Source organism: Aquiflexum sp. TKW24L (assembly GCF_023502205.1).
Lineage (GTDB): Bacteria > Bacteroidota > Bacteroidia > Cytophagales > Cyclobacteriaceae > Cognataquiflexum.
On sequence record NZ_JAMFLG010000005.1, the window covers coordinates 114,021 to 129,515 of the forward strand.

The following is a 15,495-nucleotide window of genomic DNA, read 5'->3' on the forward strand; positions in this document are numbered from 1 at the left end:
AAAAACCAGACAAAAAATTATGAAAAAGGTATTTGCAATGTTCGCTGTAGCAGGTTTATTATTCACTGCTTCTTGCGGAAACAAAGAAGTTACAGATGAAACTACTGAAGAAGTAGAAGTTGTCATCGAAGAGACTGAAGAAGCTGTTGAAGAGACAGTTGAAGAAGCTACTGAAGAAGTAGAAGGTGCAGTTGAAGGTGCTACTGAAGAAGTTAAAGAAGTTGTTGAAGGTTAATTTCTTCCAACTCTTAAGAAAGTCCTGCAGAAATGTGGGACTTTTTTTTTGCTTTGTTTTATATTCATGGCATGGATAAAGATCAGGCGTTTTTAAAAGCATTTCAAAAACACGTGCCCCTTCCCGCCGCTGAGTATTGCTGGAATTTATGGAAAGAACTGCCTTTTAATTTTTACATCACCAAAACACGTCAGACCAAACTTGGGGATTTCAGGTATCGGAGAGATCAGAAAATCCAAACCATTACCATCAACCACGACCTGAATCCATTCCAATTTTTGATCACCTATGTACATGAAGTAGCGCATTTTCGGGCTTTTGAAAAATTCGGTTTGAATATCAAACCTCATGGACCTGAATGGAAAATTGCATTTAGAAACCTGATGACCCCACTGCTTACCGATCAGGTTTTCCCCAAAGATATCTTGATTCCACTCAAGAGGCATTTTATCAATCCCAAGGCAAGTTCAGGAGCTGACCTTTTTTTGAGTAAGGCTGTAAAAAAGTATGATGGCCAAAAAACTGATGGCGTTTCATTATTGGTGGATTTGGTACCCGGTGAAGTATTTGAATTGAAGGGAAGAGCATTCAAAAAAGAAGCAACAAGGAGGACACGGGTTCTTTGTCAAGAGGTCGATACAGGTAGGAAATACCTGATCTCTGCACATGCGGAGGTGAAGAAAATCGAAAAGAATTAAGCTTTTTCTTCTCCGATCTGATTTTCTTCCTGCGAGAAGTCCTTTGGTTGGGGCAAATCAACCAATGAATTGATCCCAAAATATTCCATAAACTTTTCACTTGTTCCATATAACAATGGCCTTCCGACGCTGTCTGATTTGCCTTTGATGGTGACAAGTTCTTTTTCCAAAAGCTTTTGAATTGAATAATCACAATTTACCCCACGGATATGCTCGATTTCAGTTTTTGTCACCGGCTGTTTATAGGCAATGATTGACAGCGTTTCTAATTGCGCTATGGATAGGCGTTTGTGAGATTGCTGCCTAAGGAGAATGGAAATACTTGCTTGGTAGGCAGGTTTTGTTAAAAATTGATAGCCTTCTGCGATATTTTCCAATGCGAATGAAAAATCATCATTCGAGTATTTTTCATGCAATGCATCTATTGCCTCCAATATATGGTCAACAGGAACCTCAGATTCAAACATCTCCGTAAGGCATTTTTGAATTTCTTCAATACCCAAGGGAGATGGTGAACAGAAAATCAGGGCTTCAATATGCTTTGGTAAAAAGTCCAATTATTTTTTGGCAAGCTTTGCCTCGATGGAATGCATGGTATGGGGAACTGCCCTAAGGCGCTCTTTGGAAATCAATTTTCCAGTATCCACACATACCCCATAGGTACCGTTTTTGATACGTACCAGGGCATTTTCCAAGTTGATGATGAATTTTTGCTGTCTTGCCGCCAATTGACTTAGGCTTTCCCTTTCCAATGTATCTGCGCCATCTTCAAGAAGTTTTGAAGTAGAAGCTGTAAAATCAGTCCCACTGTCATTCTTTTTACTCAGAGTTTCCTTCAAAGACATCAACTCTTCTTTGGCGACCGCCACTTTGCTTCTTAAAATATCCTCAAATTCCTTTAATTCGTCAGGAGAATACGCTGTCTTACCGTCTTGATTCATAGCTTTTTCTTTTGATTGTTTTTTCCAATCAGCTTGGGGTGATTGAAAAGTTCCCTAAAATACACTTACCTATTTAAAATCAAAAATTATAAAAAGTTTATCACCTGTTTTTTATTGAGAGAGAAGATTTTGTAACCGCTTTTCCAACAGCTTTTCATCCAAATATAGTCTGTATTTGATACTAAGATAACGTTGGATTGTCTTCAGGCTTTTACCTTTTTGGATAAAATAAGTTTTCAAGGTTTGGGATACGATATCAGGTTTCATCGGGAGTATTAAGTTGACTTCTTCTAAATTACTGATTTTGTGGAATATTCAATCAGAATTTTTAAAATTTTGTCCCGACAACGACTGTTTTCCTGATTTGATCTACTTTTCCCTGCAAGTCAAAAATCTCAACCCAAATGACATAGTAGCCCGGACGGACTTTGGCACCTCGGCTATTTGTCCCATCCCAAAGGTAAAATCCTTGATTTCCCCAAACAGCATTTTGACATAATTCGCGGATCAAAGTCCCATCAATGCCATAAATTCTGATTGTCGCCAATTTTCCCGGTAGGTCAGATTGGTAACTGATTGTTGTATAAGGTTGTGTTCCTGGTGCATCAGGCACAAAAACTTTTGGGTCTACTTCAATTCCTATTAGACCACTGCCCTCAAAAACATTTGAATTACGGTATCCTGGAGTTGCAAACCCCTCAGAAAAGGATGCCGAATGCCAATTATCCCGGGTATCTATCGGCTGGAAAGGAGAAAGCCTCTCTAGCGAAACTCCCTTGGGTTCTTTCAAAAGCCTGTGGTGCATTTTCTCTGTATAGCTGAAAACTTCCGAAAAGGATTCTTCGGGATTTAGGAAAACCACGTTGCCAGAAGAAATGGGATAGCTTGGAAGAGAGGAGAATTCAATAAACCTTTCTTCCCTGCTTTTAGGATATTCCTGTTTGAGTTTCTCTGAGTCAGTGGTGAAAACCAAAAAAGAACCTGGTGGGAGGATATACTCCTCACTGAATAGGACGCGTCTATTGGCAATACCATTATCACTATTCAAATTGGCTAGTTTCCAATCCTTCAGGTTAATGTACTTTTGAGAAGCATTGTAAATTTCAACAAATTTCGGTGCTCCTGTTCTGGGGTTAAAAAGCACTTCATTTAGCACCAAATCTCCTGGTTGAGCAGATGAAGGAATGACAAAAAATACTTTTTGGTCTGATTCAAAAGGATTTCCTGTACAGTCTCTTAAATTGGAAACTCCGGATTCATAGTAAATTCCTTCCTGTATAGTTTGGTCAAACTCCAGAACCAATTCATTAGGGTTACTTCCGATTTTGATGCTTCGGATGGAAATGGAGGGTCGGAATTCGAAGGATGTCTGACTTGTATTTTGATTCAGAATTTTGGAAAATGTCAATGCAACTGTCTTCTCCCCTATTACTGTTGATTTCAAAAACCGGAGTGGAATCAAATCGGGAATTTGCTCAAACACTGAATTTTGTTTTCCTGGAGTACCCCTTTTAGGATCTGTTGAAGGCTTCAGGTTGGTCGCTATATTGCAATCCAAAAATGGATTAACGATTTCAAGGCTATATCCGCCCTGGGCAAAAGTGCTTCCCCCGAAAGTGGCTGTGGTATAGGAAAGGCTGTCGACGACCTGGTTTTCAGGATCAAGGATTTTCACCTGATCTCCAGAATTGAGCAAAGTCGGCCAATTTGTTAATCCGAGTACCGAACCAAAATTCGCAAACAGAGAAGCCGAGGTCCTCGGAGTCAGGATTACATATTTTCCCGGTTCCAAAAGGAAAGAGGGAAGCGTGGTTTTCCGCTTGGAATTGGCCAACTGGAATCCCCCTAAGAAGATGGCACGGTCACCGGGATTGAAAATCTCGACATATTCCACGTTTGGGAGAGAATTTCCTGAGCGCGGAGCTGGCATGATTTCATTGACCACAAAGTTTTTGAAGTTGAGTTTGGGAGGAGAGACAAAAAGAAAAGGGAATGATTGATTGCTTAAAAAATTACCGTTTAGATCTGCCAAACCATTTACTTCGAATATATATTCTTTGCCAGGTTCAAAATCAAAATTCCATTTCAATAAAGCTTGGGTTCCATTTTGTTGGAGAACGACTGCACTAGGATTTTGATTCAAGAGATAATAATTAGAAAGAATAGAAGCAAAGACCATGTCCAAGGGTTCGGAAAAAATTGCCAAAATCTCATTTGAGGACAGGGGGATGACATTCGCCAAAACGGGCGGCGTGATGTCCCAAACAAAATCCCTTGATGAACCGAAAATGGGATATCCTCTTTCCGTTGTCCTTGGGGGAATTTTCAGAATGTAGGTCAAACTCTCCTCAAAGGGCTGATTGCTTTTCAATTCGATGACCTCTGGTTTGGAAAAATTGAGTTCAAAAGTAAAATCAGACTTTTCTTCAATTTCAAATTTCAAATTTTCATGTTTTAGAGGAATGTGATGTTCTATATGTATGGTTTGGTTGTCGATCAAAACAAGTTCCTTCACAAAATCCATGTAAAGGAGGTTGGTTTGTTCAGGTTCAGGATTGGATTTTCCTGATTGGTTCTGAATATTTGAAACCCGGATTTGAAAACTCTTGTCCAAAGGCAATTCTTCCGCTAGTTTCAGCAGGACTTCAAATTCGCTCGGCAATAACTCCACATTGAGGGGATTTTTTCCATTGATCAGAAAATTGGAAGTTTGGCTGACGGAAGCAGGCAGGTAAAATTGGCTAAAACAGACTTTAACCTGGTCTGAATTTTCTACCTGAATATTTCCGATTTTGATATTGGAATTATCAAATTCAAATTCAATTATCTCGGTAATCCGTCCGCTTTTTTCTTGAAGATTTTCCAAAATGACAGCGATTTTTTCCCTTTCAATCACCTGATTGGAATAAACCACAAAAGAGGAATCAGTATAAAACAAAACTTCCTCGACCGAAAAGGGGTCGATCGAAATCTGTTCCTTGGATATAGATGCAATTTCCCTGTCCAAGACAACCTCCACTGAATAGGGAGTTGACAATTTCGCTCTTTTGATCTGTACGGGACCAATCATATCCTCACCCTCAAAAATCCCAAAGTCATCCATAAAAAATCTGGCCCCAGAACCTGTTCCCAATCCATATTTGACCTCAATCTTGACCACGAGCCCCACTAAATCATGAAAAACATCTGGGATAGGAATTTCAAAAAGTTGATACTCGGTATTCTGATTGGGAAAAGTTTGGGTGTTACCTACAATTATCGTGTTTTTGAATGTTTCTGTAACTGATAGCGCAAATGAAATCTCGACATTTGCAGGCCTTGTTCCTGTTCCGTTTTGTTTTGATTTTGCAAAAAAAGCAATTTTCGGTTCATTCAATCCCTGCGTTTCTGTTTTGAAATAAATCACCCCATTGTAGGTACTGATAGGTTGCACAGCCAAAGCCTTCGAGCCAAGCAAACCTTCGCCTGTTGCCTGAAATACCCTTGCAGCAGTACTTCTCACCTCATTGGCTGACCAATTTTCCAAAAACTCTTCCGGATGGTTGAGGATAGCAAAGCTTTTTTCAAAGTCCTGAATTTGGGAAAATGCTTTTTCACAACCGAACATTCCTTTTAAGAAGAAGGTTATAAATACGAAAGTGACAAAAAATCGGGATCCCATATCTCTAAAAATAAACAGCAGGTTTTAGTCAATCCCGATTTTAAACGTTTAAGTCGGATAAATTTCCAACCTTTCAAAAAATGATTGGGATTATTGAATAGAAAGCAATTATCTATTGACTTGCTATCAATATTGAGAATTCTTGCCTTACATTTGCGGTTCAATTTTAAAAAACAATCCAAAACAAAATGAAACTAGCCGTTGTAGGAGCTACCGGATTGGTAGGCTCAGAAATCCTCGAGGTGCTGGACGAGCACCAATTTCCATTTGATGAATTACTCCTTGTTGCCAGCGAAAGATCTGCAGGTAAAAAGATGACTTTCAAGGGTAAGGAATACACGGTAATTGGATTGAAACAGGCTGTTTCTGAGAAGCCTGACTTTGCAATCTTTTCGGCCGGTGGAAGTACTTCCTTAGAGTGGGCCCCTCAGTTTGCGGAAGTAGGCACGATCGTGATTGATAACTCATCTGCCTGGAGAATGGATCCTAGCAAAAAACTGGTGGTTCCTGAAATCAACGCCAAAGATTTGAGAATTGACGACCGCATCATTGCCAATCCAAATTGTTCTACCATCCAGATGGTTTTGGCTTTGAATCCCTTGAGACTGAAATATGGTATCAAAAGAATTGTAGTGTCAACTTACCAGTCAGTAACCGGAACAGGCAAGGCAGCTGTCGACCAAATGATGGCTGAGCGGGCCGGTGTTCCTGCAGAAATGGTGTATCCACATAAGATTGACCTGAATGTATTGCCACATATCGACGTCTTCCAGCCAAATGGCTATACTAAAGAAGAGATGAAGATGATCAATGAGACCAAGAAAATCTTCAACGACAATAGTATTCAAGTGACTGCCACCACGGTCAGGGTTCCTACCATGGGCGGACATTCCGAAGCTGTGAATGTGGAATTCCATAAGGATTTTGACTTGAATGAGGTTAGAGAAATCCTTTCCAACACTCCGGGAGTCATCGTCCAGGATGATCCTGCCAACAACATTTACCCTATGCCATTGACGGCACACAAGAGAGATGAGGTTTTTGTAGGCAGACTGAGAAGGGACGAATCCCAACCTAATACCCTGAACATGTGGATCGTGGCTGACAACCTGAGAAAAGGTGCCGCTACAAATGCGGTCCAGATTGCTGAATACCTCATGGAACACAGCATGGCGTGATTAGGGAAAATGGGACAGATGATTGATGACGGGTGTGGATTGATCTCAAATCCAACATTCGATCTTAGATCGTGAATTTGTCCGATTTTTCAGTTCAGCAAATAGGTATAATTATCCTCTGCTTTTGAAGCCCCGGTTATATTCCACATTTTTGTCAGGCCATGGCAATTTCAAAATATACACCCTCACTGAAACAATTTGTGCAGGACCACCAATCGGAGGATCCTGCACAATTGCTTTTTGCCTATTCGGGCAAAACTGATTTTGACCTCAAGGCGGCTGTTCAGCAGATTCAGTCCCGCCAAAAAGCCAAACACAAACTGCCATCATGGGCTGCCAATCAAGAGCTCCTCTTCCCCATTAGCCTATCTTTGGAGCAGGCTTCTTCGGAGGAAACCGCTAGATATAAAGCCACACTTGTAAGCGGGAAATTGCTGATTGACCTTACCGGAGGATTTGGCGTAGATACTTTTTTCCTTGCGGAAAATTTCCAAAATGCGGTTTATTGTGAGAGAAACGCAGAATTGGCAGCCATTGTCCATCATAATTTTGATGTGCTCAAACCCGGAAAATTTGAGATCATCGAAGGTGATTCTTTGGAATATTTTTCCAAATCAAATCAAGTTTTTGATCTGATCTATGTCGATCCTGCGAGAAGGGGCGAACACAATCAGAAGCTGTACAAATTGGCAGATTGCGAACCGGATATCGTCAGCAATTGGGGTTTGCTCCAATCGAAGTCCAATGCCAATTTGATCAAAGCATCCCCGATGTTGGATATCAAACAGGCTATTTCAGAAATCTCTGATATCCAGAAAGTTTGGGTCATTTCGGTCAAAAATGAAGTGAAGGAAGTTTTGCTCCTTTGGGAAAAAGGGAGGGAAACTGCCGAAAGAATAATCCAAGCGGTCGATTTGCAGTCCAATGGTCCAAAGGGATTTTCCTTTACTTACGAAGAAGAAGAATCCAGCGAAAGCATATTCGGCGAGGTGGGTAAATACCTGATAGAGCCCTATGCTTCGGTTTTGAAAGCCGGGGCATTCAGGAGCTTTGGAAAAAGGTTTGGACTGAAAAAGCTCCATCCCAATTCCCATCTGTATACCTGTGCGGATTTGAGTCATGGAATCCCCGGAAGGATATTCGAAGTAATCCAAGAAATCAGCAATCCCAAAAAAGAGTTGAAGCAACTGTTCCCTGCGGGAAAAGTCAATGTCATTACCAGAAATTACGCATTATCTGCTGATGAACTCAAGAAGAAATACAAGCTGCAAGACGGCGGAAAGGACTTTCTGATCGGGACAAAAGTGGGGGAGAAGTTTAGCTTGTTTTTTTGTAGGTTGTTATAGTCTTAATACTGCATCAATTTTTCAACTACTCTGACCACTTTAAACTGGAATTTAAATGTTGGTTCCGCAGATCACGCAGACTGACGCAGATGATTCCGATGGACAAATAACCAACTGAACTTTCAAAACCTTCCGCGCAGGTCCGCGAAATCAGCGGGAGAAAAAATTAGACAAAATTATTCCCGCAGATGATTTAGATGAAATGTCCCGTAAATCAAATGATCTATCAATTCCTTCTGCGAAGATCCGCGAAATCAGGGGGAAACATTTATTTGTACCTAAACCGGAATTCTGAAAAGTCTGGTGATCTTTCCTTTTTCCTTTTTAATTCCAATTGGTACAAATATTCCCCAAGCTCCGCAAAGAACGGAAAACCAATGGAATCATATTCATAGATATCGTCATTGAGGGTTTCGTCGGCATTGGTATAAATCACCGCAGATACAAAAAACTCTGTTCCCGTCTCAAAATCCACAAAATAGGATCCGTCCAAAAGATGCCCATAAGCATTTCCGGTTTTGTTGAAAATCCTGAAGCGCTCAGGAATGAGGTTTTTGTCCGTTCCGAATTTGAAAAACTTGGAGTAGCTATCGTAAAATTCAGGCAATTCATATTTCGGATAGCCACTTTCCAAAGGCAACATTGACATGTATTTCAAAATAAATTCCCTGTCAGATTCACTGATCTGAAACCTTTCCTCTGGAGAAAAATTTTCCGGAAAAATGATCCTTTGGACGATGCCGTGGAGGTTTGACAGTGCAAATTTATTCTTGAAAGTAAAATCCATTGGCTCATTTACCAATTCCCCATTACTAAAGTATGCTTTACCGATGGCAGGCTTTTCTGTGTTGGCATAGATTTCTGAGGTTTCCCTTGCCGTGATTTCCATCAAAACATTTCCCACACTATCCACAAACCGAATTGGGTTGAAATGCCTGTTTTCTACCTCTGTCATCGGCATGCTGAGCCGGTGGTTGATGATGGTCTGGTTCAGTCCCTTTTCTTTGAGCTTGGTATTGATATAGTCCTGACCCAAAAGCTCATATAGCCTGTTATAAGCATCATTGTCGCTGGCGAGGAGGATTTTTTTGATGTAATGGGCGATGCTCGGCAGGTTGTTTTGAGCCGAACTGTCCACCAAAGCGGGAATTTGTGAAGGTCTGATCGAATCACTGAGCATGATGCTTTGAGCAGTTAGACTTTCTATATTTTGAGCAGCCAACCACTCCAAAGCCAAAATAGCAACAGGAAGCTTTACAGTGCTGGCCGGATAAAAATAAACCTGGTCATCAAGTCCTATATTGAAATCCTTGAAAACAGGATTACCCATAGAATCCCGGTCGATCTGTGTATACAAAATCTGTGCTTTATACGTCTCAGGATGTTCCAATACCTGCCGAAGCACCGGATAGTTTTCCGGAATATCTTCGAACGGAACTGGGCCTTTTTGGGAACAGGAAAAAAAAATAAATCCCATCAGAAAGAGGCAAATTGGTTTTTGTAACATACATGTCATAGGTATACCATTTAGCACCAAGTAAACCATATTCAGGTTTTTACCCAAATATCTGTTGCAAAAATCTTCGTTATAGTGATGAAATCACTTTATGGAGAAGAAGAATATCTGACTCTTCATGGTATCCCGAAATCACAATCCTATTGGAACAGGGATCTGTGGGCATCGGATAAGGAAAAGAAGAAACGATGATGCCTGCCTTTTCAAGTAGATTCACCCAATTTTGATCAGGAAACGAGAAGACAGGGAAATTCTCTGAGTACTTAAATTTTGGATCTTGCCTTAAGAGGCTTTTAAAGAGGTTTACATTGGATAAGTACTTTTCTCTTTGTGCTTGGAAAAGATGCTGTCCATGTAGAAATGCATATAGAAGTCCAGGAGAAGGAGGAGAGGATGCCCGAAAGATCGGCAATTGGGAGATTCCTGAAATGGTTTTTTCATCACCCAAAATAATTCCGGAAGGAATGGAAAGTCCTTTTCCCAAAGAACCTGAGATGACCAAATTCACCGGAAGGTATTTCCATTGGCTATACGTCCCAAAGATATCCTCACCCAAAATTCCGAAGGCATGGCTGTCGTCAATGAGTAAAGTATAATGGTGTCGCGATGGTAGGTCTTTGATCCAATCAAAATCGTGGACAGCAGGTTTCAGCGGATCAACCGCATTGGCTACAATCAAGATATTGGAGGTATGAAGCTGTGCGCAGGTTTCTTTGCAGTAGCCGATCCAATGGTCGAAGTTTGGGTCAGGATAGCAATGCAGTCCATCTGCCAAGACCGCAGGATGCGTATGAGGTGCGATAAATATTTGATGGGCGCTCTTTTTCAAATAATTGATGGCGGCAGTTCCGGCCAAAAAGCCACTGCTCCATAGCAAGGACTTTTCAGCCTTTGCTTTTTCTGCAAAAAAAACTTCAAACTGCTCATAGACAGACAACCGGACATTATTGACCCTACTGAGGCCGTGGCAGATACCATATTTGGAGATTCCTTCCATGACCTGTTTTTCAAAATCCCCGACACTTCCCATCCCCAAATACGCCGTCCCACTAAAGTACAGGAATTCCCTTCCCTCGTGGAAAACAGTCCTGCCGATTTTGGATTGAAGCTCAAAGGGTTTTCTGTTGTTCATGGGGGTTTGGATATTTTGTTTTGGGTTATGGGGGGAATATGAGGAACGGGACCTTTTGCCTTTTGGCCAAACCCGTTTGATGTAGGTCATTGATTCCTTCCCGCTTGAAAATATTACATTAATTTAGGTAGGAAATTTCGGAAATAGGCATGTTTGTAAGACAATAAGGATGTGGAAAAAAATAAAATGACCAATGATCATACGCAACTCATTATTGAGATGCTGTCTGTTTTTGTAAATCAAATGTTTAACACTAAGACGACAGATTATCTACGGGAAAATAAACCGTAAAAATTGCTCCCTCACCCTTAACTCCCTGTGCTTCAATGTAACCTCCATGAAGTTCAGCTATTTTTTTACAAATGGATAAGCCAATACCGGTACCCATAAATTCTGCTTGACTATGTAAGCGTTGAAATATTTTAAATACCTTTTCTTTATAGACTTCATCAAAGCCTATTCCATTATCTTTTACAATAATTTTATAAAATTTTTGTGATTCAAATTCGATTTTGTTGCTGGTCACAATTTCACCTGAAATACTAATTTCGGGCGTTACTTCAGGCCGAGTAAATTTTATTGAATTGCTGATAAGGTTTAAAAACAGTTGCCTTATTTGAAAATGAATCCCGTACACAATAGGTAAATGATGTAATTGTATGGAAATATTTTTTTCTTCAATATTCTCCTTAAAATCTAACAAAATTTCTTGGAGCATTGTATTTAAATCGACAGGATCAAGTTTTTTTTCGTCATTCACCACTTTGGAGTAAGTGAGCAGGTCATTTATTAACACTTGCATTTTACTTGCCGAATTCTGCATTCGGAAAATATTTTCTTTCACAGAATCAGGTATTATGGCGCCATCTTTTTCGAGAATGATAGAACCATACATCTGAATTTTCCTTAATGGCTCCTTCAAATCGTGGGTACTAATCCAATTCATATTGGCAAGTTCATCATTTGATTTTTGCAATTTCTCATTTAGGGTGGCATACCTTTTTTCTTCTGCCATTAAATCTGCCAAATGCAATTGACGTTGAATAGATACGGAAATTGCAGCGGCCTCCTTAAGCTCCGGGGTTTTCCATTCAGAACTGCTAAGTTTTACGGCCTGTTTCCAAACTTCGAATGATTTACGGGGTGAAAGCAATGAATTTTCATCATTTTTCTCTATTGCCTTGGAGGGGTCTCCTGCCCAATAAATATTTTTCTCCACTTCACGTCTCGTCCATACAATGCAATTTTTATCACTTAAAGGTAAATACACCACGCCTGCAATGGAATTTGCAATTTGTGTTGCTCCTGCATAATGTTGGTGCAATTGATGGGTGGAAAAATTTTGGGAACCCTTTTCTAATTTTAGCCAACCTATTAAGTCATCTATTTCAGGTTCGTCAGGCAACAACCCCTCGATATAATTTGCTTCATTAAAATGAAGTATGACTCCATTAGAATTTATTAAATCCTTTAGTTTTATGAGGGTGTTTTTATCCGTAATATTATTTTGATTTTTGACCAACAGATTTTGTAAATCAACTATTTTCCTTTCCGTTTCTTTTGTAAGCTCAAACTCATCCGCTGTCTGTCTGACATCTATCTGCGATGAAAGAAATATACCCTGTAAATGTGCTGAAAGTCTGATGTAGTAAGGTATCTGCTTGGCGCTGCTATGGTGACAAGAAATTAAACCCCATAATTTGCCGTGATGAATAAGTGAAATTACAAAAGTGGCACCCACTTTCATATTCTTTAAATACTGAAGGTGGATTGGCGAAACACTTCGTAGATTTGACAGGCTCAAATCGAGATTGTTATTTTTTGCACCTTCACCAATGGTAAAAATAGGTACAGGTGTATAGGAAACATCTACCAACATTCTTACCAAATTGCGCAGATAAAGTGCTCTAGCCTGAACAGGAATATCTGTATGAGGATAATGTAAATTTAGAAACGGATCAAGATTTTCGTTTTTACTTTCTGCATATACTTCTCCATTGTACTCTTTGTCAAAGCGGTAAATCATTACCCTATCATAACCGGTAATACTTCGAGTTTCATCAGCAATATCCTGGCAAAGACTTTGAAGATTATCTGCACGCTCGGTATAATATGCAAATCGTTTCATTTGGATAAAAATGTCCGGCAGTTCCATTTTTTCTTCTGAAAACATTTCAAATTCCAATACGATTACTTCATTGGAAGCGTGTGCGGTTACATGAAAACTTTTATCTCCAAAATTCAGCACAAAAGGTCTTGCAAGTTCTTGCGATGCATTGTTAAACTGTTGTTCTATATTGATAACATCTTTTTTGTCAAAAATGTCATCAAGTTTTATCCCCAATAACTCTTCGTGTGTTTTATTTAAAAATTCCAAACAGTTTTCGCTGCAATAAGCAATTGTAAAATCAACAACAGTAACTGCAAGTAAAAAACCGTGAGGCTGAATACTGCCCGGTATATGGATGGGTTCACTTTCGCAGTTTGTAATGGATACGACATCCTCATTTATGATACTTTCTATGTTCATATGTTGTAAAGGTTTGAGGGTTGTCATTAAGTAAACCATCAATTATTCTAAAAGTAATAATGGCACCTGCTATTATTTGTTTTTCCTCAAGCACTGATGGTGGCAGAGTGGTAAGCTGCTGTAAAAATTCTTTCCACATACTGCCGGTTTTTTGTTTATAAGCAGCAAAATAGGCCGAGTTCACAAACCCGGAAGTAAGTTTTTTTTGAAGGTGTTTTACAATTATTTGACCACCAAGCGTTGAGCCTTCCAATACATACAAGGCCCCTGCTGCACCGTAAATATCAGGATATGTTTCTTTAAAAAAGGATTCTGATAGGAAAGTATTTTTATTGTAGGCAGCACCATAATTTTCCAAATCTTCTTCGATAAAATGGGCTTTTTTTCGCTCGCTCACATTTTTAAAATGAGGTGGCAAAATTGGATACATGAATTGTTCAAAACCTTTGACAAAGCCGTATAATCGAATCAAATAATTATGGTAAATACTTTCATTAACGTGATCACTCAATAATGCCAATGACAATTTATTTGTTTCAAGCTGTTTATGACATTCAGCTGTAAGAGCCCTTAAATTTTGTATAAACACCTTCTATATATTTAATTTTGGCTTATTTTAATGTGTCCCACTCCATTTGTAAGCATTTTGATAACGAATCTTTGAATGAGCTGTAGCTGGTTGGTTTTTTCAAATACAGATTTGCCCCCATTTTATACATGTCTTTAATCTGCTCAGGGTGTGATGATGTAGAAAGAATCACGGTTTTAATAAGCTTCCATTTTTCTGAATTTTTAATCTCTTGTAAACATTCTAAACCATTTTTGACCGGCATGTTTAGATCCAAAAAAATGAAGTCAGGCAGTTGGTCTGCATTGTTAAGCAGGCTCATAAACTTGATGCCATCTTTGGCAACAAAAATTTTGTAATCGGCAGAAATTTCAGAAATGATTAGGCTAAAAAGATCCCTATCCTCCTCATCATCCTCGGCTAAAAAGATGTGTTCTGGCATCTTATTTTTTTAAATTATGTAATTAAAATATTATTCAGTAAACATATTGAAAACTTTTTGTTTTTAACACCTTTCTTTCCATCTATGGCTAAAAAAGTCAGATAATATAGGGCTTTCTTTAAAATGTGAAGAATTTCTAACAACCCTTATAATTTCCTGCCTAATTGTTTTAAAACGAATGAGTTAGACTTTCTGACAATTTTAAATTTTTTTACCCTTTTTCAAAAAGAAGAGCTAAACATTGGAAAGGGTTCTGCTAAAAATAATTTTTTAGGTTTTGCTAAAAATCGGATTTAGAATAATAAACGTTAAATTTATTATATCTTTCAATATAATTCAAAGGCCCAATTTTGGTATCAAAGCAGATTTTTTTCAAGCAAATAGCTGCGCCTCAAATGGTGAGTTTAGATGACCTTCAAAGAGGGTTTTCTCCATTTGGATTTTACAATTTCTTATCTATAAAAAAGCAAAGTGGGGCTCTTTGGCTTCCAATTCCATCAAAAATTCATTTATTTGCATACCGAATTTTACCTGCCAAAAAATACCATCAGGTATGCAGCCAATATCTCTCTTGTATGCCAATTAAAAACAAGTTGATTTTACTGATTTTTTTATTCCCCATGGTTATGGGTCTTAGCTCCTGTCAGCAGGATACAGTCTGTGACTGTGAAGGCAATGACTTGGTTTATTCCAATGATTTCACCGATTATGACCTTAACAATATTGATAACGGCAGGTTGTTTATTTTTGAAAACAAACCGCTTCTCGGCAATTATAACAATGAGGAAGTAACCTTGAATCTGTCTGCTCTTCCTACGCACAACATCGTCAAAGTTACCGTTGAGTTATATGTCCATGATTCATGGGATGGCAATCCTGACAATATAGGCGGCCCTGATTATTGGTTCATGAAGGTGGATGGTGCGGAAGTCATGCGGACAACATTCTCCAATACTCCCTGTGTGTTCAATTTCTGTTTGAAGCAATCTTATCCGGCCAATTTTTTCCGTCAAAATTTACCAAAAACAGGAGCAATAAGAACCAATCTCCCCGGTCTTTGCCATTTGGGTGGTCTTCCTGATAATACAACTGTCTACAGCGTTTCTCAATTGGTTTCACACACAGGCCCCATAGTGAAGGTTACCTTTGGAGATGAATTGATGCAGCTCAACGTTCCCGATCCAAAATGTGATGAAAGCTGGTCGGTTGGCAAAATCGAAGTGTCTACCTTATTTGTGATGTGATAGG

Annotated in this window: 13 protein-coding genes; 5 read left to right on the forward strand and 8 right to left on the reverse strand. The window is 39.2% G+C overall.

Features of this window, described 5'->3' with window-relative positions; translation table 11 throughout:
• Nucleotides 1-19: 19 nt before the first annotated feature.
• Both M3O96_RS05110 and M3O96_RS05115 read left to right on the forward strand, forming a co-directional pair.
• Complete coding sequence (locus tag M3O96_RS05110; protein WP_249719223.1) at nucleotides 20-235, forward strand: hypothetical protein; 216 nt, start codon at nucleotides 20-22, stop codon at nucleotides 233-235.
• Between the two features lie 32 nt (nucleotides 236-267).
• Nucleotides 268-933: a SprT-like domain-containing protein gene (locus M3O96_RS05115; protein ID WP_249719224.1), complete on the forward strand. Its 666-nt coding sequence runs from the start codon at nucleotides 268-270 to the stop codon at nucleotides 931-933.
• On the opposite strand, the gene scpB is transcribed toward M3O96_RS05115, so the two are convergent.
• From scpB to M3O96_RS05130, 3 genes are all read right to left on the reverse strand, one after another.
• On the reverse strand, nucleotides 930-1,490 hold the full coding sequence (gene scpB / locus M3O96_RS05120) for an SMC-Scp complex subunit ScpB (RefSeq protein ID WP_249719225.1): 561 nt from the start codon (nucleotides 1,488-1,490) through the stop codon (nucleotides 930-932). The two genes, M3O96_RS05115 and scpB, sit on opposite strands and share 4 nt — an antisense overlap.
• Complete coding sequence (locus tag M3O96_RS05125) at nucleotides 1,491-1,874, reverse strand: TraR/DksA family transcriptional regulator (protein WP_249719226.1); 384 nt, start codon at nucleotides 1,872-1,874, stop codon at nucleotides 1,491-1,493. It abuts the gene before it with no gap.
• 328 nt (nucleotides 1,875-2,202) lie between these two features.
• A complete protein-coding gene (locus tag M3O96_RS05130; RefSeq protein WP_249719227.1) occupies nucleotides 2,203-5,535 on the reverse strand; it encodes a lamin tail domain-containing protein in 3,333 nt (1,110 codons plus the stop codon).
• A gap of 188 nt (nucleotides 5,536-5,723) precedes the next feature.
• Between M3O96_RS05130 and M3O96_RS05135 the strand changes: the two genes are divergently transcribed.
• Both M3O96_RS05135 and M3O96_RS05140 read left to right on the forward strand, forming a co-directional pair.
• Nucleotides 5,724-6,713, forward strand: a complete 990-nt coding sequence (locus M3O96_RS05135; RefSeq protein ID WP_249719228.1) for an aspartate-semialdehyde dehydrogenase — start codon at nucleotides 5,724-5,726, stop codon at nucleotides 6,711-6,713.
• A gap of 161 nt (nucleotides 6,714-6,874) precedes the next feature.
• The gene (locus M3O96_RS05140; RefSeq protein ID WP_249719229.1) at nucleotides 6,875-8,059 is read left to right on the forward strand and encodes a THUMP-like domain-containing protein; all 1,185 of its coding nucleotides are present in this window, start codon (nucleotides 6,875-6,877) and stop codon (nucleotides 8,057-8,059) included.
• Between the two features lie 268 nt (nucleotides 8,060-8,327).
• On the opposite strand, the gene M3O96_RS05145 is transcribed toward M3O96_RS05140, so the two are convergent.
• The 5 genes from M3O96_RS05145 to M3O96_RS05165 form a co-directional block, all read right to left on the reverse strand.
• On the reverse strand, nucleotides 8,328-9,536 hold the full coding sequence (locus M3O96_RS05145) for a serine hydrolase (RefSeq protein WP_249719230.1): 1,209 nt from the start codon (nucleotides 9,534-9,536) through the stop codon (nucleotides 8,328-8,330).
• Between the two features lie 109 nt (nucleotides 9,537-9,645).
• Nucleotides 9,646-10,707, reverse strand: coding sequence for an aminotransferase class I/II-fold pyridoxal phosphate-dependent enzyme (locus M3O96_RS05150; RefSeq protein ID WP_249719231.1), 1,062 nt, complete (start codon nucleotides 10,705-10,707; stop codon nucleotides 9,646-9,648).
• A gap of 253 nt (nucleotides 10,708-10,960) precedes the next feature.
• Nucleotides 10,961-13,237, reverse strand: coding sequence for an ATP-binding protein (locus M3O96_RS05155; RefSeq protein WP_249719232.1), 2,277 nt, complete (start codon nucleotides 13,235-13,237; stop codon nucleotides 10,961-10,963).
• On the reverse strand, nucleotides 13,212-13,826 hold the full coding sequence (locus M3O96_RS05160; RefSeq protein ID WP_249719233.1) for a biliverdin-producing heme oxygenase: 615 nt from the start codon (nucleotides 13,824-13,826) through the stop codon (nucleotides 13,212-13,214). The genes M3O96_RS05155 and M3O96_RS05160 overlap by 26 nt, the downstream gene beginning before the upstream one ends.
• 22 nt (nucleotides 13,827-13,848) lie before the next feature.
• Nucleotides 13,849-14,247, reverse strand: a complete 399-nt coding sequence (locus M3O96_RS05165) for a response regulator (protein ID WP_249719234.1) — start codon at nucleotides 14,245-14,247, stop codon at nucleotides 13,849-13,851.
• A gap of 575 nt (nucleotides 14,248-14,822) precedes the next feature.
• On the opposite strand from M3O96_RS05165, the gene M3O96_RS05170 reads away from it, so the two are divergent.
• Complete coding sequence (locus M3O96_RS05170) at nucleotides 14,823-15,491, forward strand: hypothetical protein (RefSeq protein WP_249719235.1); 669 nt, start codon at nucleotides 14,823-14,825, stop codon at nucleotides 15,489-15,491.
• The last annotated feature ends 4 nt before the right edge of the window (nucleotides 15,492-15,495 follow it).